This is a genomic window from Actinoplanes sp. NPDC051851, from assembly GCF_040681165.1.
Lineage (GTDB): Bacteria > Actinomycetota > Actinomycetes > Mycobacteriales > Micromonosporaceae > Actinoplanes.
The window spans coordinates 109,343-131,741 of sequence record NZ_JBFAYF010000013.1; the positions used below are offsets into that span (position 1 = coordinate 109,343).

General features: G+C 71.6%; 20 protein-coding genes. 9 read left to right on the forward strand and 11 right to left on the reverse strand.

From position 1 onward, the window contains the following. Positions 1–1,593, forward strand: a complete 1,593-nt coding sequence (locus AB0M08_RS15785; protein ID WP_364493083.1) for an FGGY-family carbohydrate kinase — start codon at positions 1–3, stop codon at positions 1,591–1,593. Between the two features lie 54 nt (positions 1,594–1,647). Here the strand turns inward: AB0M08_RS15785 and AB0M08_RS15790 are convergent, their stop codons facing one another. Continuing rightward, a complete protein-coding gene (locus AB0M08_RS15790) occupies positions 1,648–2,061 on the reverse strand; it encodes a hypothetical protein (protein ID WP_364493085.1) in 414 nt (137 codons plus the stop codon). A gap of 145 nt (positions 2,062–2,206) precedes the next feature. Between AB0M08_RS15790 and AB0M08_RS15795 the strand changes: the two genes are divergently transcribed. After that, positions 2,207–2,692 carry a hypothetical protein gene (locus AB0M08_RS15795; protein WP_364493087.1) on the forward strand — a complete coding sequence of 162 codons (486 nt, stop codon included), beginning with the start codon at positions 2,207–2,209 and terminating at the stop codon, positions 2,690–2,692. Between the two features lie 132 nt (positions 2,693–2,824). Here AB0M08_RS15795 and AB0M08_RS15800 read toward each other — a convergent pair whose 3' ends face one another. Continuing rightward, entirely contained in the window at positions 2,825–4,624 is a 1,800-nt protein-coding gene (locus AB0M08_RS15800; RefSeq protein ID WP_364493089.1) for a cellulose binding domain-containing protein, read from the reverse strand. Positions 4,625–4,764: 140 nt separating this feature from the next. Here AB0M08_RS15800 and AB0M08_RS15805 point away from each other — a divergent pair, with 140 nt between their 5' ends. Further along, positions 4,765–4,959: a hypothetical protein gene (locus AB0M08_RS15805; RefSeq protein ID WP_364493091.1), complete on the forward strand. Its 195-nt coding sequence runs from the start codon at positions 4,765–4,767 to the stop codon at positions 4,957–4,959. 85 nt (positions 4,960–5,044) lie between these two features. Then, a complete protein-coding gene (locus AB0M08_RS15810; RefSeq protein WP_364493093.1) occupies positions 5,045–5,440 on the forward strand; it encodes an HIT family protein in 396 nt (131 codons plus the stop codon). 317 nt (positions 5,441–5,757) lie between these two features. On the opposite strand, the gene AB0M08_RS15815 is transcribed toward AB0M08_RS15810, so the two are convergent. Continuing rightward, positions 5,758–10,512, reverse strand: coding sequence for a diguanylate cyclase (locus AB0M08_RS15815; protein WP_364493094.1), 4,755 nt, complete (start codon positions 10,510–10,512; stop codon positions 5,758–5,760). Between the two features lie 226 nt (positions 10,513–10,738). On the opposite strand from AB0M08_RS15815, the gene AB0M08_RS15820 reads away from it, so the two are divergent. Together AB0M08_RS15820 and AB0M08_RS15825 are read left to right on the forward strand one after the other, a co-directional pair. Further along, the gene (locus tag AB0M08_RS15820; protein ID WP_364493096.1) at positions 10,739–11,041 is read left to right on the forward strand and encodes a PadR family transcriptional regulator; all 303 of its coding nucleotides are present in this window, start codon (positions 10,739–10,741) and stop codon (positions 11,039–11,041) included. After that, positions 11,038–11,802, forward strand: coding sequence for a hypothetical protein (locus AB0M08_RS15825; protein ID WP_364493097.1), 765 nt, complete (start codon positions 11,038–11,040; stop codon positions 11,800–11,802). Before AB0M08_RS15820 ends, AB0M08_RS15825 begins: the two co-directional genes overlap by 4 nt. Here the strand turns inward: AB0M08_RS15825 and AB0M08_RS15830 are convergent. After that, complete coding sequence (locus AB0M08_RS15830) at positions 11,799–12,227, reverse strand: hypothetical protein (protein ID WP_364493099.1); 429 nt, start codon at positions 12,225–12,227, stop codon at positions 11,799–11,801. The two genes, AB0M08_RS15825 and AB0M08_RS15830, sit on opposite strands and share 4 nt — an antisense overlap. A 130-nt stretch (positions 12,228–12,357) precedes the next feature. Here AB0M08_RS15830 and AB0M08_RS15835 point away from each other — a divergent pair, with 130 nt between their 5' ends. Continuing rightward, positions 12,358–13,944 carry a peptide chain release factor 3 gene (locus AB0M08_RS15835; RefSeq protein WP_364493101.1) on the forward strand — a complete coding sequence of 529 codons (1,587 nt, stop codon included), beginning with the start codon at positions 12,358–12,360 and terminating at the stop codon, positions 13,942–13,944. Positions 13,945–14,110: 166 nt separating this feature from the next. Here AB0M08_RS15835 and AB0M08_RS15840 read toward each other — a convergent pair whose 3' ends face one another. Next, on the reverse strand, positions 14,111–14,629 hold the full coding sequence (locus AB0M08_RS15840) for a YbhB/YbcL family Raf kinase inhibitor-like protein (protein WP_364493103.1): 519 nt from the start codon (positions 14,627–14,629) through the stop codon (positions 14,111–14,113). 87 nt (positions 14,630–14,716) lie between these two features. Here AB0M08_RS15840 and AB0M08_RS15845 point away from each other — a divergent pair, with 87 nt between their 5' ends. After that, complete coding sequence (locus AB0M08_RS15845) at positions 14,717–15,346, forward strand: GntR family transcriptional regulator (protein WP_364493104.1); 630 nt, start codon at positions 14,717–14,719, stop codon at positions 15,344–15,346. Between the two features lie 5 nt (positions 15,347–15,351). Here AB0M08_RS15845 and AB0M08_RS15850 read toward each other — a convergent pair whose 3' ends face one another. The 3 genes from AB0M08_RS15850 to AB0M08_RS15860 all read right to left on the reverse strand — a co-directional run bounded on the left by AB0M08_RS15850 (position 15,352) and on the right by AB0M08_RS15860 (position 18,066). After that, positions 15,352–16,011 (reverse strand): PilZ domain-containing protein, encoded by a 660-nt coding sequence (locus AB0M08_RS15850; RefSeq protein WP_364493106.1) that lies wholly within the window; start codon positions 16,009–16,011, stop codon positions 15,352–15,354. 211 nt (positions 16,012–16,222) lie between these two features. Further along, the gene (gene pdxY / locus AB0M08_RS15855) at positions 16,223–17,074 is read right to left on the reverse strand and encodes a pyridoxal kinase PdxY (protein WP_364493108.1); all 852 of its coding nucleotides are present in this window, start codon (positions 17,072–17,074) and stop codon (positions 16,223–16,225) included. Between the two features lie 683 nt (positions 17,075–17,757). Beyond that, positions 17,758–18,066 (reverse strand): hypothetical protein, encoded by a 309-nt coding sequence (locus AB0M08_RS15860; protein ID WP_364493109.1) that lies wholly within the window; start codon positions 18,064–18,066, stop codon positions 17,758–17,760. A 124-nt stretch (positions 18,067–18,190) separates the two neighbouring features. Here AB0M08_RS15860 and AB0M08_RS15865 point away from each other — a divergent pair, with 124 nt between their 5' ends. Then, entirely contained in the window at positions 18,191–18,454 is a 264-nt protein-coding gene (locus AB0M08_RS15865) for a hypothetical protein (protein ID WP_364493187.1), read from the forward strand. On the opposite strand, the gene AB0M08_RS15870 is transcribed toward AB0M08_RS15865, so the two are convergent. The 3 genes from AB0M08_RS15870 to AB0M08_RS15880 are packed head-to-tail and all read right to left on the reverse strand — an operon-like array spanning position 18,367 to position 22,379. Next, positions 18,367–21,135 (reverse strand): ATP-binding protein, encoded by a 2,769-nt coding sequence (locus AB0M08_RS15870; RefSeq protein ID WP_364493111.1) that lies wholly within the window; start codon positions 21,133–21,135, stop codon positions 18,367–18,369. The two genes, AB0M08_RS15865 and AB0M08_RS15870, sit on opposite strands and share 88 nt — an antisense overlap. Positions 21,136–21,146: 11 nt before the next feature. Beyond that, entirely contained in the window at positions 21,147–21,788 is a 642-nt protein-coding gene (locus tag AB0M08_RS15875) for a sulfotransferase family protein (protein WP_364493113.1), read from the reverse strand. Between the two features lie 42 nt (positions 21,789–21,830). Then, entirely contained in the window at positions 21,831–22,379 is a 549-nt protein-coding gene (locus AB0M08_RS15880; protein ID WP_364493115.1) for an ATP/GTP-binding protein, read from the reverse strand. Between the last annotated feature and the right edge of the window lie 20 nt (positions 22,380–22,399).

Genomic DNA, 22,399 nt, shown 5'->3' on the forward strand with positions numbered 1-22,399 from the left:
TTGACCATCGCCCCTCAGGTCCTGGCGATCGACCTCGGCACCTCCGGGATGAAGGCCGCCCTGGTCGCCGCCGACGGCGCCGTCACGGGCTGGGCCGAGCGCCCGGTGCCGCTGCACGTCCTGCCCGGCGGCGGCGCCGAGCAGGACCCGGTCGCCTGGTGGGACGCGCTCGCCGAGGTCGTCGCCGACCTCGGGCGGGCGTACCCGGACCACGTGCGGGCGGTGACCACGATCTGCTCCTCGACCCAGGGCGAGGGGACGATCGCGGTGGACGCGGACGGGAACCCGCTCACCCGATGCGTCTCGTGGCTGGACATGCGAGGCGCGGCGCATCTGCGCAAGCAGTTCGGCGGCTTCCCGGCGTACCAGGGAATGGGTCTGGGAAGGATCGCACGGTGGCTGCGGCTCACCGGTGGGATGCCGTCGGTGACCGGAAAGGATCCGGCGGCGCACATGCTGCTGATCCGCGACGAGATGCCCGAGGTGTACGCCCGGACGGCGACGTTCCTCAACGTGCTCGACTGGATCAACCTGAAGCTCACCGGCCGCACGGTGGCGACCGTCGACTCGATCCTGACCTCCTGGGTCACCGACAACCGGAAGCCCGAGGCGATCCGGTACGCCCCGTCGCTGGTCGCCGCCAGCGGGATCGACCGGGACAAGTTCCCGCCGATCGTGAAATGCACCGAGGTGATCGGCACGCTCGCCCCCAGTGCTGCCGATCACCTCGGGCTCCCCTGCTCGATCCGGGTCGTCGCCGGCGCGATCGACAACACCGCGGCCGCGATCGGCGCCGGTACGGTCCGCGACAACGAGCCGCACCTGTACCTGGGCACCTCGTCGTGGATCGCCGCGCACGTCCCGGCGAAGAAGACCGACGTGTTCAGCGGCATCGCGTCGATCCCGTGCGCCATCCCGGACCGCTACCTGATGACCGCGCTGCAGGCCACCGCCGGCGCCAACCTGACCTGGCTGCGCGACAAGATCGTCGAGTTCGACGACCCGCTGGTCTCGGCAGGCCACGTCACCCGCGACGAGGGCAGCATCTTCGACGCCTTCGACAAGATCATCCCGTCGGTGCCGGCGGGCTCCGACGGGGTCCTCTACATGCCGTGGCTCTACGGCGAGCGCGCCCCGGTCGACGACCCGAACCTGCGGGCCGGCTTCCTGAACATCTCCCTGGAGACGAACCGCTCGGACCTGCTGCGCGCGGTCTTCGAGGGGGTCGCGCTGAACACCCGCTGGATGATGGCCCCGGTCAACAGATTCCTCGGCGCACCGGTCTCCACGATGGTCATCACCGGCGGGGCGGCGCGCTCCAGCTCGTGGTGCCAGATCTTCGCCGACGTACTCGGCGTGGAGATCCGCCGCGACGCGAACCCGGTCACGGTCAACGCGCGCGGCGCCGGCTGGATCGGTGCGGTCGGCGCCGGGATGATCTCCTTCTCCGACATCTCGGACCTCGCCCGCAACGACGACGTGTTCACGCCGGGCGCCGACCACGAGACCTACAACGGCATCTTCGAGACCTACACCTGCCTGCACAAACAGCTGGCCCCGGTCTACAAGCGCCTCCACCAGAAGAAGGCCTGAGCCGTGCCCTCCCCTCGATCGCGGCCATCCCACCACGATCGCAGTGGCGGGAGCTCACGTGTCGTAGAGGCCGTCCCACGGGTCGTCGAAGCCCAGCATGTCCGGCACCAGCTCGGCGTGGTCCTCGCCGTCGTACTCCTCCGAACCGTCGATCAGCCCGAACACGTGGCCGTCCACCTCCACCTGGAACAGGCCGACGGCGATGTCCCCGAAGGCCCGCCCCGGCAGCGCGCCGAGCCACCCGGTCAGCAGCTCCGACGCCTCCCCGGGCGACCCGGCGGCCCGGATCTCCGACTCGCGGTGGCGTCCCCCGGCGTCGAAGCGGTGCAGCACCGCATACCAGCGCTTGTCGCCGGGCACGAGCACCGCGGTGACCGACCCGAAGAACTGCCCGTCGTCATAGGTGCCGATGGTGTCGGTCCGGTAGCCGGGTTCGTGCGCGATCGGCACACGCGAGGGAATCGCCATGCCGCGGACACTAGACCGTGGGTACGACGATTTTCCGGTTGATCGAGTGTGGTGACATGGGAGCATAGACCGGCCCGATCCGCGGTGGGACGCGCTGAGCGAGGATCTGCGCGACCGGCTCGACGTCCTGCTGATCGCCGGCCGGTTGCTCCAGGGCGTCCGGCTGATGCGCCTGGAGGGCGGGCTGGAGCCGGTCCCCGGGCTGTACCAGGCCCAGGACCTACTGGTGGCCCGCCGTGCGGAGCTCGACGAGCAGGGCCGTCTCGCGCCACCGGCACCGCCGCCCACGGTGGCGGAGCTGATCGCGACGGCCGCCCTGGTCACCGATCCCCTGGCCGCCGTCGAGGCGACGTGGGACGGCGACACGCAGGGCTGGTTCGTACGCCTGCAGGTGATCGTGCGACGGCCCGGCCGCGATCACGCCCGCTTCGACGAGACGCCGCTGACGACGTACCGCGACGGCGGCGACATGCGCCTGTTCACCGGGGAGGTCCCGCCGTGGCCGGAGGCACAGCGGGCCGCCGAGCAGGGGCAGGCCGTCGCCCGGCACTTCGGCGTCCCGTTCCACTTCAGCAGCCCCGACGAGGCGGACGACCTCACGCCTCGCTGGTGGGACGCCCAGCCGGGCTGAGGGACACGCCACGTGCCGGCCGGGCGCTGACCACCGAGCGGGTGGCCAAGCGCCCGGCCGGACTCGATCCTTCCGGGCTGCTCGGCGGGATGAAAGCGGAGACGGCCGGCACCGAGATGGTGCGGCGAGCGTCTACGACGTAGCCGTGGTGCAGACCGTTCCGTTCAGGGTGAAGACCGACGGCAGGACGTTCGGGCCGCTGTAGGAGCCCACGAACCCCACGTTCGCCGAGGCGCCGGCCGCCAATCCCCCGTCGCTGGTCACCCGTACGGTCCGGCCGGTCTGCTCCCAGGTGGCGCTCCAGCCCCCGCTCAGGTCCTGCCACGTGGTGGGCCAGCTGAACGTCAGGGTCCACCCGGTGATCGGGGTCGCCCCGCTGTTGGTGACGTCGATGGAGCCGACGTACCCGCTCCCCCAGTCGCTGGTGTCCCGGAAGCGCACCGTGCACGACGAGGTCGCCGGGGTCCCGGTGACGAAGGTCAGCGGTGCCGAGGGGGCCGACACCCGCCCGCTGCCGTCGCGGGCCAGCACGTTCACCGTGTACCGGTGGCCCGGCTCCAGGTTACCCACGGTCAGCGACGTCCCGGTGGTCTCGCCGAGCTGCTCGGCCGCGCCACCGTTCTGCCGGTAGACCTCGTACTTCACGCCCGTCCCGGTGGCCGTCCAGGAGAGCGTCGCGGTGTGATCGGTCACGGTCACCGACGGCCTTCCGGGCGCCACCGGCACCGTGCTGGCGGCGTCGGCCGGGTGCAGGGTCATCAGGCTTATCGAGTACGGCGGCAGATACGGCGGCAGAGCCTCCCCGCCCTCGGACGACGTGGGCGCCCCACCGGTGAACGTCTCCACCACCGGCGCCGCGGACGAGGGCGTGAACCCGTTGACGTGCAGCGCGACGGTCCGCGCCGCGTCCGGATCCTTGTTGATCAGCAGCACCGCGAGGTCCCCGTTCGCCCGGCGCACCGCGTGCGCGCCGACCAGCGGGTCGTCCGTGCCGGTGCCGACGAACCGGTCACCGGGCTGCGCGAAGTCCCCGACCATCGAGAGCGCGTAGTAGGGGGCGAACGGCGTGTTCAGCGCCGGTTCGCACACCGTACCGTCGGAAGTGCAGTTTCCGCTGGACAGCAGCCCGTAGTCACCGTAGTCCGTCTGTCCGGCCACGGTCGACACGGTGCCGAGGCCGTTGTGGACGTTCCACCACTGGACGGTGAAGACGCCCTGGGCGAGCAGGCCGCTGTAGACGTCCGCGAGGTAGAGCGCTCCCGGCGTGGTGTTCCGCCCGACCTCGACATTCGTCTCCGTCATGCTTATTCCGATCCGGTCGGCGCTGCTTCCGGCGTACGCGGAGATCTGCTGCCGCAGGAGGTAGACGGCGTCGGTGATGTGCGCGGTCCTGGTGAGGGTCTCGGCCGGTGTGGCGCCGCCGGGGTACCAGTGGACGTCGGCGAAGTCGATGGCCGAACCCGCGCGGGTGAGCACCTCCTGGTTCCAGGTACCCGCGTCGCCGGTGCCGACCAGGCCGTCCGGCCAGTTCGCCGGCATGGTCAGCACCGCACCGATCTTGATGGTCGGGTCGACGGCCTTCATCGCCCGCGAGTAGGCGACGACGGTCGCGGCGTACTCCTTCGGGCTCTTGTCGGCGTGCTCGTCGGCCTCCCAGGCGGCGCCGTAGTGGCCGTTGCCGTAGTTCTCGTTCCCGATCGTCCAGTACCTCGCGCCGTAACCCTTGGTCACGTTGGCGTAGCGCACCCAGTCGGCGGCCTCCTGCGCGGTCCCGGTCCCGTAGTTCGCGATGATCATCGGTTCGGCGCCGGTCCGCCGGGCGCCGGCCATGAACGTGTCGAAGTCGGTGTCCGGCGCGACGTAGCCGCCGGGCGCGCTGTTGTCGGCCCAGTGGTAGATGTCGGCGTACGAGCCGCCGGGGTAGCGCAGCATCGTGACTCCGGCGTCCTTCAGCAGTCCGGCGACGGCGGGGGGTGCCGAGCTGCGAGTCCCAGACGGCGTGGTTGACACCGAGCGCGACGTCACCGACGGCGGCGAGCCCGGCGCGCACATCGACGTCGACGGCGACGGTCGTGCTGTCGGCGACCGCGCTGTCGACGACCGTGCTGTCGACGACCATGCTGTCGGCGATCGTGCTGTCTGCCGGTGCTGCCGCGCCGGCGGCGGGAGGGGATACGGCGGTGAGCGCGGCGAGCAGGACGGTGCTCGCGAGCGCGCGCCGGAGAAGGGGTTTCGGCACGTCGATCTCCCTGGAAGCGACGGAATGATTGGGAGCGCTCCCATCGTCGGCGCACCAGCGAAGTGTGTCAATGCGATGTCGCCCGGGTTGCGTACCCGGCCAGAATGGAGCGCATGGCCACCGTCTTCACGAAGATCATCAACGGCGAACTGCCCGGTCGGATCGTCCACAGCGACGACCGGGTCGCCGCGTTCCTCACCATCGCCCCGCTCAACGCCGGGCACACGCTGGTCGTCCCGCGCGCCGAGGTCGACGAGTGGACCGACCTGGACCCCGAGGTCTGGTCCCACGCGATGACCGTCGCCCACACCGTCGGCCGGGCCCTCAAGCGCGCCTTCGACGCCCCGCGGGTCGGCCTGATCGTCGCCGGTTTCGAGGTGCCACACGCCCACATCCACGTCTTCCCCGCCTGGTCCATGTCCGATTTCGACTTCGCCAAGGTCCAGCACGACGTCCCGGCGGCCGACCTGGACGCGGCCCACCAGAAGCTGCTGACCGCCCTCCGCTGACCCCCGCTCCCGGCCGGCGCCGCGGGATTACCCGCACGCCGGCCGAACAACGCGAGCCCACCCTCCCAGCCGGTGCACGGAGGTCGTCCTGTCGGCCCATCCGGTGCGGGCCAGGCGACGCACGCACCCAAACGGCAGCGACCGAGCCGCGGGCACACACGAACAACGCCGACCGGGCGGCACGCACACACCAACACCGCCGACCGGGCGGCACGCACACACGAACAGCGCGGGCCGGGCGGCGCGCGCACACGAACAGCACCGACGGGGCCACGGGTGCACACGATCAAGCGGGTGCCGGGGCGGCGGGCGAGAGATCACACGTCGGACTCGTGGCCCATCGCGCGGTTGCGGCCCATCCGCTTGGCCTCGTACAACGCCTCGTCGGCCAGTTTGATCAACTGGTCGGGGACGGCGCCCGGGAACGGGACCGCGGAGGCCACGCCGATGCTGATCGTGACGATGCCGATGGCCGAGGCCTCGTGCGGCTCGCGCAGGTCGGCCACCGAGCGGCACACCCGCTCGGCCATCACCAGGGCGTTCGCCGGGGCGGCGCCGGGCATCACGATGCAGAACTCCTCGCCGCCGTAGCGCGCGACCAGATCCGTGCTGCGTACCCCGGTCCGCAGCGCACCGGCCACCAGCCGCAGGCAGTCGTCCCCGCCCTGGTGGCCGTAGTGGTCGTTGTACTTCTTGAACTCGTCGATGTCGATCATCGCGAGGCCGATCGGTTCGCCGGAGCGCTGCGCCCGCCCCCACTCCTGGTCGAGGGTGTCGGTCAGGTGGCGGCGGTTCGGTAGTTCGGTGAGCGGGTCGGTCACCGTGAGCAGTTCCAGGCGCTGGTTCGCCACGGCGAGTTCCGCGGTACGCTCGGCGACCTTGCGCTCCAGCGACGCGTAGAGCCGGGCGTTGTCGAGCGAGACCGAGAGCTGCCCGGCCAGCATGGTCACCGCGTTCAGCCGGGCCGTGGTGAACGCCCGCCGGATCAGCGTGTTCTCCAGCACCAGCATCGCCCCGTGCACCGGCACGACCAGCAGCGAGCAGTGTTCCTTCCCGGTCAGGTACGGGTCCCGTGCCACCCGGTCGTCGCGCGCCGCGTCGTCCACCAGCATCGGTTCGCCGAGCCGTTCGGCGTAGTGCACGGCGGACATCGGCACCACCTCGGCGAGCGCCTGCGACGGCAGCCCCGCGGCGGTCGGCAGCGTCCAGCCCCCGGCTTCCGGGTCCGCGATCAGCAGACGTACGGAGGTCGCCCCGGTCATCGCGCCGAGCACCCGTTCGACGGTGGTGCGCAGGCTATCCAGATCGGTCTCGGAACTCAGCACACGGGCGGCTTCGAGCATCCCGACGACGTCGATCGCCTCGATCGACAGGTTGACGCTGTGTGAGGTGTCCACCCGGCCCTCGGCGAGGAACGGGTACTCCCGGGCGAGCCGGACGGTCTTGCCGTGCGCGCCCCAGGCGGCGTACGCCCGCAGCGCGGTGCCGAGCAGCTGGCGGCCGGTGTGCTCCATCCCCTGCTCCAGGTGGAACCGGGCGGCGTGCTCGGCGATCAGCGCGGCGTGCCAGGGCCGGTCCACGCCGGCGACGTCGGTGAGCGCGATGTTGAAGGCACGGGCGGCGGTCAGGTGGTCACCGGTGGCCCACGCGTGGACGGCCTCGGCGAACCGGTGCAGGTGCCCGTAGTTGCGCACCTGGTCGGCGGCGCGGGCGGCGAGGAAGTCGCGACACTCCGTGAGATCGGCGAGAGCCCGGGCCCGTACGTCGGAACCGGACTCCCGAAGCCGGACCGCGGCACCCAGCGCGCCCATCAGATGGGCCTGCGGGACCACGTAGGTGCCGGGGACGGCCGGGGTGAGCGCGACCGCCGCGGCGCCGGACCGGGCCAGCGCCCGGTCGTCGAGGAAGACCGCCGCGGCGATCGCCCGGACCGTTTCGAACCAGCAGTGCAGCGGCGGGTTCTCCGCCAGGCCCGGCGGCGGCGCGAGATCACCGGGATCCGCCTCGCCCCGCAGCACGCTAACCAGCTGACCGTGAATGGCCGCCGCCTGGATGATCACGCCGTAGCCGATCCGCTCGGCCATCGCCCGGACCGTGCCGACCTCGGCGGCGTAGGTGTCGACGTCGGCGCAGTCCAGGATCTGGGGCACCGAGGCGAACGCGGTCGACACCGCACCGGTCACGTCGCCGCCGCGCAGCAGCCCGTCGCGGGCCTCGTGGGCGGTCCGCAGCCCGTGCTCCACCGGTTCGAAGTAGGTCAGCCCGGCGAGCGCGTGCAGGTACCGGGCGTGCGAGACGGCCGGCTCCCAGCCCCGGGCGGCGCCCACCGCGATCAGCCGCCGGTTCGCCTCGTAGCCGCTGCGGAAGTCGCCCTGAGCTGCGGTGATGAAGCTGATGAAGGCTGCCGCGCCGACCAGTTCGGCCGCCGTGCCGTGCCGCCACCAGAGGTCGACGGCGAGCATCACCAGCCACGCCATCGTCGTCTTGTCGGCGTAGAACGCGGCCGGCCCGAGCCGGTCGATCAGCCGCGCGGTGACCAGCAGCCGCTGATCGGTGATGGTCGGCCGCCGCAGGTCACTCTCCGCGTCGCCGTCGGCCAGCCAGGCGTGGAATCCGGCGAACCCGGCCGCCACGGCCGCGCCCGGATCCTCCGGGACATCGACGCCGAGCGCCGCGAGCTTGGCCCGCCCGAGGTCGAGGGCGGCCAGCATCTGACCGCGGTTGACCAGGCTGACCACCTGCTCGGCGGCGACCGCGGCGACCAGGACCGGATCGGCGCCCGGCTTATCGATCTCCGCGTAGACCTCGTCCGCCTCGTCGAAGCGCCCGAGAACGCACAGCGCGGTGTGCCAGGCGGCCAGGGTCTCCCGCCGGTCCGGGTCGCCGGTGCCGAGCAGGGCGACGGCGGCCGCGAGGAAGGTGCCGGCCGCCGCGTGGTTGGTGTACGAACGGGCGATCGCGCCCGCCTCGCGCAGCAGCAGACCCACCGCGTGCCGGTCGTCCGGCTCGGTGATCAGATCCAGACACACGAGGTACTGGGTGGCCGCGGCCAGCTCGCATCCGGGAGTGCCGGCGAGCCGGACCGCCACCTCGTGCGCCAGCCGGGCGTGCCGCTCCGGCCCGATCCTGCGGTACGCGCTCTGCTGCACCCGGTCGTGCCGGAAACCCTCGGCGGTGACCAGGCCGTCCTCGACCGCGGGCGCCAGCGCGACGTCGACGTCCGGCATCCCGGCGGCCGCGCAGAGCAGCTCCCGGCCGACCTCCCCGCCGAGGCACGCCATGATCTCCAGAAGCTCCCGGGTGGCCTCGGGCAGCGCCTCGATCCGCGCGTCGAGCAGGTCCGCGACGTCGGTGCTGCCGACGAAGCGGCGCAGCTCGTACGCGTCCCAGATCCAGCGATCGCCCTCCGGCACCAGCCGGCCCTCGCCGCGCAGCGCGTTGACCAGCTCCACCGTGTCGAACGGGTTCCCGCCGGTGCGTACCGCCAGCTCCGCCGCGAGACCTTCGGTCTCGACGACCGACATCCGCAGCATCTCCGCGAGCAGCTCACTCATCTCGGCCGCCGGCAGGTTCTCCAGTCTGATGTACGCGGTATTGCCCGCATCCCGCTGCAGCCGTGAGACGACGGCGGCAAGCGGATGGGACTCGTCGACCTCCGCCTCGCGATAGGCGCCGATCGCCAGGACGCCCGGCAGATCCGGGTGTTCCAGGATGTCGTCGAGCCAGCCGCTCGCCGCCGGGCCACCCCACTGCAGGTCGTCGACGACGATGACCAGCGGCCGCGCCGGGCTCGCCACGGTGCGGAGGATGTCCCGCCCCATCTGCCGGATCCGCGCCGTCGCGTGCCAGGGGTCGTCGACCTCCTCGGGCGGCACCCCGAGCAGCGCCGCGAAGGTCGGCAGCACGGCCGCGGCGAGCCCGGCGTTGACCCCGAGCGCGGTCCGCAGCTCGTCGGCGTCGAAATCCGATTCCGCCAGCAGTTGCCCGCCGAGCGCGGTGAACGCCTGCCGTACCGCGTCCGCGCCCTGATCCCGCCGGAACTGATCGAACTTCCCGGTCACGAAGTGCCCGCCCGCCGCGGTGACGACGGGCCGCATCTGCTCGATGACCGCGGTCTTCCCGACGCCGGGCGGCCCGCTGACCAGCGCGAGTCCCCGCTCCCCCGCGTTCAGGAGGGCCCGCAGCCGGGCGACCGGCTCCTCCCGCCCGACCAGCCGGACCGGCGGCGTCAACCGGATCGGGAAGTCCCGCTCGCCGAGGAGGAACCCGGTGTTCCCGCTCTTCAGGCGCTCCAGGTCGTACGCGAGCCCCTCGCCGCTCTGATACCGCTGCTCGGGCTCCTTGCTCAGCAGTCGCAGCAGGATCGCCGACAGCTGCCCGGGTATCCGCGGATCGATCCGGCTCGGCGACTCGGGCTGCTTCGCGAGGTGGTCGTGGACCAGGTGCAGCGGCTCCCGGTCCCGCCCGAACGGCGGCTCCCCGGTGGCGAGCTCGTAGAGGGTGGCCCCGAGCGCGTAGAGGTCGGCCCGGTGGTCGACGGCGCGCCCGGTCCGCCCGGACTGCTCGGGGGCGAGGTACGGCAGCGTCCCGGAGAGCATGTCGAACTCCGCCCCCGGCACACCCGCCAGGTCGAAATCGATCAGCGTCGGCCCACCGCCGGACTCGCCGCCGCTGGGCACACCGCCGGACTCGCCGCCGCCGATCCCACCGCCGCCGAGTCCGGCGGCCGGGATGAGCACGTTGGCCGGGCTCACGTCCCGGTGCACGACGCCGCGCCGGTGCACCGCGGCGAGGATCCGGGCGAGCCCGTCCCCGAGCTCCAGCAGCGCGGCGACATCCCAGGGTTTGGCCTGCTCCGCGAGGGGAACCCCGTCGGCACCGAGCAGCCGCAGCGCCCCGGCCTCCTGATCCACCGCGAGCTGCGGCACCCCGTGCACCCCGGCGAGGCGGCGCAACATCGCGAGCTCATTGCTCAGCCGTTTGGGCGCATCCGCTCCGAACGGCTGCTTCCGCACCACTTCCCCGTCACGCACCACACGCGTCCGGGCGCCGTCGTAGAGGACATCGCTCACAAACCTCTCATCGGCCCGACCCCCGCCCTCGTTAACGCCGCAGCCACCGGCAGGCACGCACGCGGGTGACACCGGAGCCATTCCGTACCCAAGCGCAGGTTCGTGTAGGTCGACACCCCGGCGTTGTCGACCAGCAGGGTCACGTCGGTGGCCCGCTCGGCCACCGCGGCGATACACACTCGGATAGCCTCTTTACATATGTAAGTAGTTTACCTATGGTGGCCGGATGAGGGAGCCGACCTACTTCATCCTGGCCGCCCTGCGGGAGGAGCCCCGGCACGGTTACGCGATCATCAAGCGCGTCGCCGAGCTCTCCGGTGAGCGGGTGGCGCTCGCGACCGGCACGCTCTACCAGGCACTCGACCGGCTCGGGCGCGAGGGCCTGGTAGAGGTCGTCCGCGACGAGGTGGTGAACGGGCGCGCCCGGCGGCACTACGCGCTCACCCCGGACGGCGAGGACGCGCTGCTGGCGGAGGCCGCGCGGATGGCCGAGGCGGCCCGGGTCGTGCTGCGAGCGAGGCCCGCGTGACCACGAACAGGATGACCGGTTACGACCTGCTGGTCCGCCTCTACCCGGCCGGGCACCCGCGCGACGAGATGCTCGGCGTCCTCGAGGAGAGCGGCCGCCCCTGGCACACCGAGGCGCCCTCGCTGATCGTGGGCGGGTTGCGGGCCCGGACCGGCGCGGGTCAGCCGGTCACGCGGCGCTGGCTCTACGCCGCCCGGGCCGCCGCACTGATGCTGCTGACGGCGAGCGCCACCGCCCCGCTACCGGACCTGCGCTACGGCACGGTCCTGCTCAGCACGCTCATGATCGCCACCTGGGTCTGCGCCGGACTCGCCGCCGCGGCGGTGGTGTTCGGCGCCCGGCTGCCCGCGTTCGCGCTGGCCACGAGCGCTCTCGTGCTGTGCGCCACCGATCAGTCCAGTGTGCCGGCGGTGGCCGGTTACACCCTCGCCGCCGTCCTGCTGCTCCTTCCCGGAACCCCTTCTCCGGTACGCAATCCGCTGCCGATCCTGCTCGGGCTGGCCTGGTCCGCCGACTACCTGCTGCCCGGCTGGCTGCAGAACGCGCTGCTCGCCGCCGTCCTGCTCTGGACCCTGATCGACGAGCGGGTGCTGCTCGCCGCGGGCCTGGCCCTCTTCGCCGGCCTGATCACGGTGACCGACGAGGTGGCCGCGCTCGACAGCCCTCTCAGCGCCCTGATCCTGGCCGGCTGGCGTCTGGGCGCCCCCGCCCTCCTGGTCGCGATCGCCACCACCCTGTCCCACCACCGCGCAAAGATCTAGATCAAGTGCAGTCTCCGGTACGCCGTACCGCAGGCGTCGACGCACCCGGCCAGGATCAGGTCGGCCGGGAGGCTCTCGCCCGTACCGAGGAGAAAGGCTTCGCGATCCACGCGCTCGACCGTTGTCGTCCAGGGGGCCGCGGCCAGGACCTGCTCGAACGTGTCGGTGCCGGGCCGCGACAGGTCGAAGACGATCAGCATCCCGTCCTCGAGACTGAGCGCCCACTCCCGCCCGTCCCGGGTGGCGACGGCCAGGTAGCCGGGCAGGTCCGCCAGCACCGGCTCCGCGGGCAGCCGGGCGACCGCGGCGGCCACCGCCGGACGCCCGGCCAGGCTCTCCCCGGCATAGACGTCCCACCCGTCACTGCGCACCGGCTCGACCCCCTCGACGGCGTACACGGGACGGGACCGTCGCCACCAGCTCATGGCGTCCACTATCGGGCAGCGGGGCCGGGGTCACTCGGGCAGGGCGTCCCGCAGGGGCGCGGCGGGCGACGGGATACAGTTCGGCGGGGTTCCGAGCAGTGGGATTGGGCAGTGGAATGGGGAGTCGGGCGTGAGTCAGAACGTGCTGTCGTCGGTAACGGGTGTCGCCGCGGAGGCGGGCCGGAGGCGGACGTTCGCGGTGATCTCGCACCCGGACGCCGGCAAGTCGACGATGACCGAGGCGCTGGCGCTGCACGCGCGGGTGATCGGGCAGGCCGGCGCGGTGCACGGCAAGGGTGACCGCAAGGGCGTGGTCTCCGACTGGATGGCGATGGAGCAGGAGCGCGGCATCTCCGTCACCTCGGCGGCGCTGCAGTTCTCCTACCGGGACGTCGTGATCAACCTGCTGGACACGCCCGGCCACGCCGACTTCTCCGAGGACACCTACCGGGTGCTGACCGCGGTCGACAGCGCGGTGATGCTGCTCGACGCGGCGAAGGGCCTGGAGCCGCAGACGCTGAAGCTGTTCGAGGTGTGCCGGCAGCGCGGCATCCCGGTGATGACGTTCATCAACAAGTGGGACCGCCCCGGCCTCGACGCGCTCGCGCTGATGGACGAGATCGAGCAGCGGATCGGGCTGAAGCCGACCCCGCTGACCTGGCCGGTCGGCATCGCCGGGCACTTCCGTGGCGTGGTCGACCGCCGCACCGGCGCGTTCGTCCGGATGGAGCGCGCGCCCGGCGGCGCCGACCTCGCCATCGAGGAGGAGATGAGCGCCGAGGAAGCGGCCGAGCGGTTCGGCGCGGACTGGACCACCGCGACCGAGGAGCTGGAGCTTCTCGAGATGACCGGCGCCGACTTCGACGAGAAGGACTTCCTCGCCGCCAAGAGCACCCCGGTGCTGTTCGGCGCGGCGGTGGCCAACCTCGGCGTCAGCCAGCTGCTGAACATCCTGGTCGAGCTGGCCCCGCCGCCCACCGCCCGGCCGACCGTGGCCGGCGGCGAGCATCCCGTCGACGGCGCGTTCTCCGGTTTCGTCTTCAAGATCCAGGCGAACATGAACCGTACGCACCGCGACCAGCTCGCCTTCGTCCGGATCAACTCCGGCAAGTTCGAGCGCGGCATGATCGTCACGCACGCCGGCACCGGCAAGCCGTTCGCCACCAAGTACGCCCAGCAGATCTTCGGCCAGGGCCGGGACACCATCGACGAGGCCTACCCCGGCGACGTGGTCGGCCTGGTCAACGCCACGACGCTGGGCATCGGCGACACGCTCTACGTGGGCACCGCGGTGCAGTACCCGGCGCTGCCGTCCTTCCCGCCGGAGCACTTCGCCGCGGTGACCGCCAACGACACCTCGACCTACAAGCGCTTCCGCCGCGGCATCGAACAGCTCGACGGCGAGGGCGTGGTCCAGGTCCTCCGCTCCGAGCAGCGCGGCGACGGCGTCCCGGTCTTCGCCGCGGTCGGCCCGATGCAGTTCGAGGTCGCGACCCACCGCCTCGAGGCCGAGTTCAACGTCAAGGTCACCCTCAACCACCTCCCGTACGAGATCGCCGCACGCACCGACGAGGCCGGCCGCGAGATCCTCCGCAAGGAGTCGAACGTCGAGGTGATGACCCGGGTCCGCGACGGCGCCCTGCTCGCCACCTTCCCCCACAAGTGGCGCATGCGCTCGATCGTCGGCCGCTACCCGGACCTCAAACTCGACGTCTGACCCCCAGGCCCACTGGCTGACTCCCGAGTCGGAGATCATGCTGCACTGCGACATGTCATCGCACCCGTCAGCACCGCGGAGCCGATGATGAGATGCATCGCAATCCCTCTCCGCTCCGGCGCGATGCCCCGAAGGCGGTGCGCCGGAGCGGAGAGGGAACCGCGCGTCAGGCGGCCGGGATCTCGCCGGTGGCGACGATGGTGGCGCGGGCCAGGGTCTGGGTGTGCATGGTGAAGCCGAGCACCGCCGGCGTGGCGTCCGGGCCGACGCCGATCTTCTCCGTGCTCAGGGCGTGCACGGTGATGAAGTATCGGTGCTGCCCGTGCCCGGCGGGTGGGGCGGCGCCGATGAAGCCGGGCTGGCCGGCGTCGTTGCGGAGCTGGTAGGCGCCCTCGGGGAGGTCGCCGCCCTCGGGCAGGGACGTGACCGAGGCCGGGATGTCGGCGACCGACCAGTGCCAGAAGCCGGACTGGGTCGGGGCGTCCGGGTCGTAGACGGTGACGGCGTAGCTCTTCGTGCCCTCCGGGGCGCCGGACCAGCTCAGCTGGGGCGAGACGTCCTCGCCGCCGGGGACGCCGAAGGCGCCCGAGTACTGCGCGGACTTCCACGCCTCGCCGTCGGCCACGGTGGTGCTGGTGACCGTGAAGGTACCCGTCTCGGGATGACGGGCGAACGGGTCGTTCATCGTGCTGAGTCCTTCCACGAACGATCAGGTGGGATCGACCGTAGCACGCAAAATCGATTATCGAGCAGATGGTCTACGATGTTCGGCATGGTCGAAGCGAAGCAGATGCTGTCGGAGCGGGTCTACGCCTCGCTCCGGGAGCGGATCCTGAGCGGGCGGTTCGCGCCCGGCGCGGCGCTCAAACCCCAGGAGCTGGCGAGCGCGGACGGGGTCAGTCTCGCCGTGGTCCGGGAGGCGCTGGTCCGCCTGGTCGGGGACGGGCTCGCCGACCGGCTCACCAACCGGGGCTTCGCCGTGCCGGCCGCGTCCGACCGCCGCTGGCAGGACCTCGCCGAGACCCGCGCCACGTTCGAACCCGCGGTGCTGCGGCTCGCCGTCGAGCGCGGGGATCTGGAGTGGGAGGCCCGGGTCAAGGCTTCTCATCATCGGCTGGCGCGCACTTCGACGTACGATGAAAAGGTTTGGAACGGAGCCCATCGGGACTTTCATCGGGCCCTGCTGGAGGGCTGCGGCAATGCGGTGATGCTGGAGACGTTCGACCGGCTGTGGCTGGCGAGCGAGCTGGTCCGGGCGTGGGCGACCGATCTCGCACCCCCGCGCGACCATCTCGCCGAGCATCGCGCGCTGGAGGAGGCGGCGCTGGCCGGCGAGATCGACGCCGCGGCGGATCTGCTCGCCCGGCACATCACGCTGACCGCGGCGGGCCTATGCGAATGAGCGGGTCACTGGGTCCGCTGGAAGGCGTCCAGCCGGGCGCGGGCCTCGGCGTCCACGTCCACGAAGAGCAGGCGGACGTCGCCGACCTCGTCACTGCCGCGCACGTGACAGGTGAAGTCCGCGGGGCCGTCCGGCAGCAGCACCTCGAGGGTGACCAGCTGGCCGGGGGCCAGGCCGTCGACCAGGTCGAGCAGCGCCGCGTCGCCGAGGTCGTCGACGTCGAGGTCGACGATGACGCGCGCCCCGCCGAGCGACAGGTCGATCGCCAGGCCGGGGAACATCTGGCCGGAGGGCAGGATCAGCACGACCGGCACCTGCACCGAGACGCGCCGGGAGCGCCGCCGGTCGACGGCACCCACGTTCTTGTCCACCCGCACGTACACGCCGGGCATGCCGCCGGCGGGCGGGGTCACCACCGTGCCCACGATGCTGAAACCGGTGCCGTTCTGCGTCCAGAGCAGGACCACGTCGACACCGACCATGGCGAACCCGGTGAGGTCCAGCCGGAGAGTGCCGTCACTCTCCCGCGAGACCCGGCAGGCCCGGGTCGGACCGCCGCCGAGCGACGCGCTGGCGGTCGGGGCGGTCCACGGCTGCGGTTCCTCGGTGGTCTTGACCATCGCTGTCGGATCTCTCTGGGCGTACGAGTCGCGGGTCCTCTTCACCGACGGTACCGCCCGCACGGGTCGATACTGCCGGAATCAACCGCCTGCCCGGGCACGACGGCGGGCCGCGTCGACGATGTCCGGGCGCAGCAGGTGACCGAAGGCGGCCCGGTCCAGGCGCTGCGCCAGCCCCTGGCGGCCAGCCCGGCCGCGATACCCGTACGGCCGTTCGAGGCGCGACGGGATATCGGGCCGGACCGGCCGCCCGGGCTCAGCGGACCTGTTTGACCGCGAACTGCAGGCGCGGGGACGCGTAGAACTCCTGGGCCTGGATCAGCTGGAGCTCGCGCTTCCCGGAGCTGAAAGTGGCCTCCAGCAGATCGAACACGCTCGACGCGGTCCGCTCCAGCGCCACCGCCGCGCTCTTGGTCTCCACGTAGTGCGCGGTGAACAGGGCGGCCGTGACGTCGCCGGACCCGTTCGCCTTGAACGGCAGGTGCGGCGTGGTCACCAGCCAGGCACCGGCACCGTCGACGGCGAGCATCTCGATCGTGCCCTCGTCCCGGTCCGGCCGCTCCACGCTGGTGACCAGCACGGTCGACGGCCCCATCGCCCGGGCCAGGTCGACCGCCTCGAGCGTCGACTCGATGCTCGCCGGCTCGGTACCGGTCAGGAAGCCCAGCTCGAACTGGTTCGGCGTGATGATGTCGGCGACCGGCACCACGGTGTCCCGCAACAGCACCGGGATCTCCGGCGCCACGAAACAGCCGGACTTGGCGTTGCCCATGACCGGGTCACACGCGTACACGGCCGCCGGATTCGCGGCCTTCACCCGGCGGACGGCGTCGACGATGACGTCACCGATGCCCACCCCGCCCTGATACCCGGAGAGCACGGCGTCGATCTCCGGAAACACACCCCGCTCCTCCACCCCGAGGAGGATCTCGGCCACATCGGCCGGCGGGATCAGCGGCCCGCGCCAGGCGCCGTACCCCGTGTGGTTAGAGAAGTTCACGGTATGGACCGGGACGACCTCGACCCCGATACGCTGCAACGGGAACACGGCCGCGGAGTTGCCGACATGACCATGGGCCACCGCCGACTGGATGGACAGAACCTTCATCCTCCCAGCGTAGATTGCCTCCCACCCCCGCTCCCCAGTCGGTGCCGCCGCCGTGAAAAGATCGGGATCAGTCAACGGCATAGTGCCGTACGATGCCGCGCCGCCCGCGCCCCGCGAGCCGCCCTGAGCATGCTGGTCAATGCCGGTCAGGGTCCTCGCCGCGGTCGTGCCGATCCTTGCTCGTGAGCTCACCCGACACGGAGTTATCCACAGACGGCCCTCCAAGATCACCAAGTTTCCGGCAGGATGCCTGTTGGGATGGGGGACTCCCCCGGTATGGGGTGGGCCCCTCTCCAGACGGTTTGCTCCACCAAGATCCATATCGACTCATGATCTTCGACTTACCGGGTGCGGGCACGGGGCGGTCCGGGTTCACGATCATGCTCCGCGGCGGGCGGCAGGGATCCACAATCGGCGCCCGTGTCCTTCCGGCGCCCCCATGACGGCTGCGGGCGCACACGATCACGGATTGTGTACGCCCGCAGCCCTTGCACCCGCTTGATCGTGAGCACCCACCGCCCCGCCAGCGCCGACCGCGTGCACCCATCGCCTCAGGACTGCTGGACCACGGCGCCGCAGACCACACGATGCGGGGCCGACGCGACTGCGGGTCACCCCGCCCGAGATCGACTGCCGGTGTACGCGACTCACTCCATCGGAAACGCACTCCCCGACCCGGGAAGTCAGTGGAGCTCGACCTCCCAGCCCTCCAGATCAGGTTCCCCAGGGGGCAGCGAGCCGGTGCAGTACTGGTAGAGGAAGACGGCGGCGCGGTGCTCGGCGTGTTTCTCGTTGAGCGGGTTGCCGGTCTCGTCCAGCTCCAGGACGTTGGCGAAGACGGCGAAACACGTCTCCATCTGGGACGGGGAGTCGGCCAGCTCGGACCAGTAGTCGATGCCGGTCAGCAGCGGGTGGCCGACCGAACCCTGGGCGACCCAGCCGGCGAAACGGCGGATGGCGCCGGACGTGCCGGGAGTCAGGTGAGAAGGCATGGGGACAACCTAAACCGGTGGGGTACGGCTGCCGACAGGGTGCGGCATGCAGCCGAAACGGTGGAAGCGCTGGGCCTGGATCGCCGATGTCGGCGGGCGGAGACCGGTGGGGCGGTTCTGCGTGATGGGGATCAGGGTCGTCAATGTGAGTGATGCGACGCGGGAGCCCGGGATCTCGTTCGCGCGGCTGCGGGATCGGCAGGGGAAGGAGTATCTCGCGGATGCCGCGGCGCAGATTCGGGCGCGGTCGAATCTGTTCGACGAGTTCCCGACGGGCGGGAGTATCGACGGGCGGCTGATCTATGACGTACCCGTGGATTCGGTGGTTGATGGGGTGATGCTCAGGGAGACGCCGGAGTCGGCGGGGACATACGTGCCATTGGGCTGAGTCGCGGCGGCGATCTCCAGGGCGGCGCGGCGCGGGTCGCCGTGCCAGCGGGTCGGGAAGGCGTCGAGTAACCGCCAACCGGCGCGGTGCAGGGCGCTCTGGCGGGCCAGGTGCGCGGGGACGCCGTCCGGGTGGACGCCGCAGAGGACGCCGACCGGGTGGGCCGGTGCGCCGGCGACCAGGTCGATCGTCCACGGGCCGACCGTGTAACCGGCGAGCACCGGGATCTCCAGCTGGGCGAGTTCGGTGGCGATCCGGGCGGCCCAGCCCATCGGGGAGAACGGGGCGGCGGGGACGGAGAAACCGGCCGCGTACGTGAGGAAATCGCCGATCAGGCCGGACGGTGCGGTCAGGGAATGGACCACCACCAGGCGTTTTCGGGCGCGTGTCACCATCACGTTGAACAGTTGGGGATCGGTGACGAAACGCCGGCGGCTCGGGCCGTCCGTGTCGTCGAGGCCGAGGGAGACGACCACCGCGTCGGCCTCGCTGCCCTGGAAGGCGTGCACCGTGCCGACCCGGAGCCGGAGGTCCTCGATCTCCGCGGCGGAGAAGGAGGTGATCAGGGCGGCTTCGAGAGCGTCCGCCTGGGCGCGGAACGGCGAGATGACGGCGATACCGCGGTGGCCCGACGATGCCAGGGAACGGATCTCGCGCAAGGCGGCGGGGACCTCGTCGCCGGGGGCGTGCACCACGTCGATCGCGTCGAGGGAATCGGAGGTGGGCGTACGCGTCATCACCGCGACGCGGTCCTGGTAGAAGCGCTTCGCGGAGAAGCCGATCAGGTGTGGGACGCTGCGGAAATGAGAAGCGAGCCAGGTCACCGGGGCGGCGCCGGCAGCCAGGTCGTACGTGCTCATCCGGCGGACGTCGAGGCGCTCGTCGGCGCCGTGCCGGTCGAGGACCTGGGATACGTCGACGTCGCTGACGAACGAGACGAAACGGAGCTGGCGGGGATCGCCGACCACCAGTGCGCGCCGGGCGCGGGAGAGGACCGGTGCGGCGCGGATCTGGTCGACGTGTGACGCCTCGTCGATGACGACCAGGTCGAAGAGGCCCGGGGACGGCGGAAGCAGGTCCTCGACGTCGGCGACCGTTCCGATCCAGAGCGGCAAGGCGCGGACCAAGGGCGCCGCGTCCATTTTCGTGAGCAGTTCGCGGCGACGGTTCCGGCCGGCCCGTAGGGCGGCGGCGAGGGCTCCGGCGGCGCGGCGGGACGCGTGGTCCCAGCGGGCGGCGCTGCGGGCGTCGTTGCGCATCGCCGCGCCGATCGCCGTTCGTAACGCGTCCTCGGCGGCGTGCAGGGTGGCCCATCGCCGGGCGAGATCGGTGCCCCCGGTCGCGGCGAGATGGGCCGCGGCGCGCTGCGCGGTGCTCGCGGCGAGGGCTTCTTCAACCCTTTCCCGGGGTACGCCGGGAAGCGGGCGCACCATTCTCCGGGCCCGCCGATGGGCTGATCGGGCACGCAGACGGGACCACCAGCCCCCGGCCGCGGACCTGCCCAGCAGATCTCGGACGAGAGCCGGATCGACGTCGTCGTGGAAAGCGCCCGGAACGTCGGCGGCCAGCCCGGGGAGACGGGGCGCAAAGGTGTCCAGCGTGGCCGCATTCTCCGCCTGGGCCAGGGCCTCCTGTAGCGCGGTGCGGATAGCGCGTACCGCGGAGAGAGCGGAGGCGACCGCCGCGCGATCGGCCCGCAGCACGCCGGCGGAGACGCCCTGATCGGCGCCCCTGGTCAGGTCGGTGGCGAGGTTGTCGCGGGCCGCGGCGTCGCCGAAGAGGACCGGGACCGGGCCCGGATAGCGGGCGAGCAGACCGGCCAGCACCTCGGCGGCGTGCGGTGACTGGGTCGCGACCAGGACCGATCCGCCGCGGTGGACCACCTCGAGGGCGGCGGCGACCACCGTGTGACTCTTGCCGCTGCCGGGCGGGCCGGAGACCACGGTGACCGGGGCGGTCCGGGCGTGCCGGACGACGTCCTCCTGGTCCTCGCTCAGCGGGAGCGGCGAGACGACCGGAGTCTCGTCCTCGACAGCGGATGACCGATTCACACCATAGATCGCGGCGAACGCCGTCCCGGTCAGATCACGGGCGGACCAGTTGCGGAGGCTGTTGCCGAGGCCGCCGCCGAAGACGTCGCGGACCACGAAGAGCGCGGAACCGGTGATCAGGATCAGCCGGTCGGTGGGCATCCGGCGCGGCGGCTCGGTGATCGCGTCGAAGCGCAGGCCGGTCGCCTCGGCCACCGAGCGCAACCAGGCGCGGCTGCCGGTCGCGGAGAGCCACCCCGGCGCGGCGAGGCCGGGCGCGGCCTCCATCGCGGCGGCCAGGTCCCGGTCCTCGACCAGCGGCGTCACCTCGACGTCGCCGGCCGGGATCAGCCGGTAGCCGGGCAGCGAGCGCTCCAGGTGCACCGGCTGGGTGAGCAGCGGGACGCGGATCTTGCGGTTCTTCCCGTCGATCTCGACGCTGCCGGCCAGGAAGCCCCAGCCGCGGTGCAGGATCCGCTCCTCCCGGTGCAGGACGTCCAGCGCGGCGAGCCGGTCGGTGGCCCGGGTCCGCGGTGCGCGCTCGGCGTCCAGCCAGACCAGGGACTGACCACCGCGCGTGACGTCGAGGGGTCGCTCGGCGGCGGCGGGGGCGAGTTCGGCGAGGACGGCGAGCACGTCGGGTGGCAGCATCGCCGCCGAGGCTACCGGTCGGGCGCATCCTCCATCTGCCGCACCACCTCGGGCATGTCGGCGTTGAAGGTCTTGCTGTCGTTGAGGCGCGGGAACGGCTCGGCGGGGATCGGGCGGTTCAGGAAGTCGCAGAGCGGCTCCCAGCCCTGACCGATCGCGAACTCCAGGAGCCGGTCCGCCGGGACCGTCCGGCGGACCGCCTCGTTGTGCCGCAGGTAGACGTCGATGGCGTGATCGCGGTCGCCGAAACGGCCGCCGAACGCGCCGGTCCAGTTGGTGGCGTCGCACATCTCGACGAAGTCCTTCATGCCGGGCGGGAGCGGGCTGTTCCAGATGGTCCAGATCGTGCGCTCGGCACTGGCGTACCACTCCTCCGGATCGCGTACGGTAAGAATGATCTTGGCTTTTGGATGTTGCTCGGCCAGTTCGCGCCAGAAGTAGCAGCCCGGCCAGTCGACGGTGGCGCGATAACCGTCGAAGGCCTTCGTGAGACCGGCCCGGTCACCACGGGCGGCCCGGGTGAAGTGCCGGCAGCGCTCGTCGTCGCCGAGCATGTCGACCATGTGCGCGCAGGGGCCCTCACCGAGCCGCTCCAGCGCCGTCTTGAGGCTGAGAGTTCCGGTACGCCCGAATCCTGCTCCGATGACGTTCATGCCGACTGTCTACCCAACGAAGTTGACCCGAACAGTCAAGTTTCATCGGGCGCCGGCACGCTCCAGACGCCGGCTCAGGACCCGCTCGGTCAGCGCGACCAGTACGGTCTTGACCGAATCGCGGCGGCGCGCATCGCACTCCACCACCGGAAACCCGTCCGGGATGCCGAGCGCCTCCCGGACCTCGGCGAGGTCGAAACGGCGGGCGTCGTCGAACGCGTTGACGCCGATGATGAACGGAATGTCGTGTTCCTCGAAGTAGTCGACGGCCGGGAAACAGTCCTCGATGCGTCGCGTGTCGACCAGCACGACCGCGCCGAGCGCACCGTCCACCAGGTCGTCCCAGAGGAACGCGAAACGGTCCTGTCCGGGCGTACCGAAGAGGTAGAGGAGGAGAGAATCGTCGAGAGTGATCCGGCCGAAGTCGAGAGCCACCGTGGTGCTGGTCTTGGCGGGCACGATCGACGTATCGTCCAGGCCGGCCGAGCGCTCGGTCAGCTCCGCCTCGGTGACCAGCGGCTCGATCTCGGAGACCGCGCCGACGAAGGTGGTCTTGCCGACGCCGAAACCGCCACTGATGACGATCTTCACGGCGACCGGCGTACGCGGCT

Coding starts and splice junctions, on each gene's coding strand:
- AB0M08_RS15820 (WP_364493096.1), top strand. CDS start 10,739: ATGAGGGAGCCGACCTACTTCATCCTGGCCGCCCTGCGGGAGGAGCCC.
- AB0M08_RS15830 (WP_364493099.1), bottom strand. CDS start 12,227: ATGAGCTGGTGGCGACGGTCCCGTCCCGTGTACGCCGTCGAGGGGGTC.
- AB0M08_RS15790 (WP_364493085.1), bottom strand. CDS start 2,061: ATGGCGATTCCCTCGCGTGTGCCGATCGCGCACGAACCCGGCTACCGG.
- pdxY (WP_364493108.1), bottom strand. CDS start 17,074: ATGAAGGTTCTGTCCATCCAGTCGGCGGTGGCCCATGGTCATGTCGGC.
- AB0M08_RS15840 (WP_364493103.1), bottom strand. CDS start 14,629: ATGAACGACCCGTTCGCCCGTCATCCCGAGACGGGTACCTTCACGGTC.
- AB0M08_RS15875 (WP_364493113.1), bottom strand. CDS start 21,788: ATGAACGTCATCGGAGCAGGATTCGGGCGTACCGGAACTCTCAGCCTC.
- AB0M08_RS15810 (WP_364493093.1), top strand. CDS start 5,045: ATGGCCACCGTCTTCACGAAGATCATCAACGGCGAACTGCCCGGTCGG.
- AB0M08_RS15865 (WP_364493187.1), top strand. CDS start 18,191: ATGGGGATCAGGGTCGTCAATGTGAGTGATGCGACGCGGGAGCCCGGG.
- AB0M08_RS15860 (WP_364493109.1), bottom strand. CDS start 18,066: ATGCCTTCTCACCTGACTCCCGGCACGTCCGGCGCCATCCGCCGTTTC.
- AB0M08_RS15870 (WP_364493111.1), bottom strand. CDS start 21,135: ATGCTGCCACCCGACGTGCTCGCCGTCCTCGCCGAACTCGCCCCCGCC.
- AB0M08_RS15845 (WP_364493104.1), top strand. CDS start 14,717: ATGGTCGAAGCGAAGCAGATGCTGTCGGAGCGGGTCTACGCCTCGCTC.
- AB0M08_RS15800 (WP_364493089.1), bottom strand. CDS start 4,624: ATGCTGCGCTACCCCGGCGGCTCGTACGCCGACATCTACCACTGGGCC.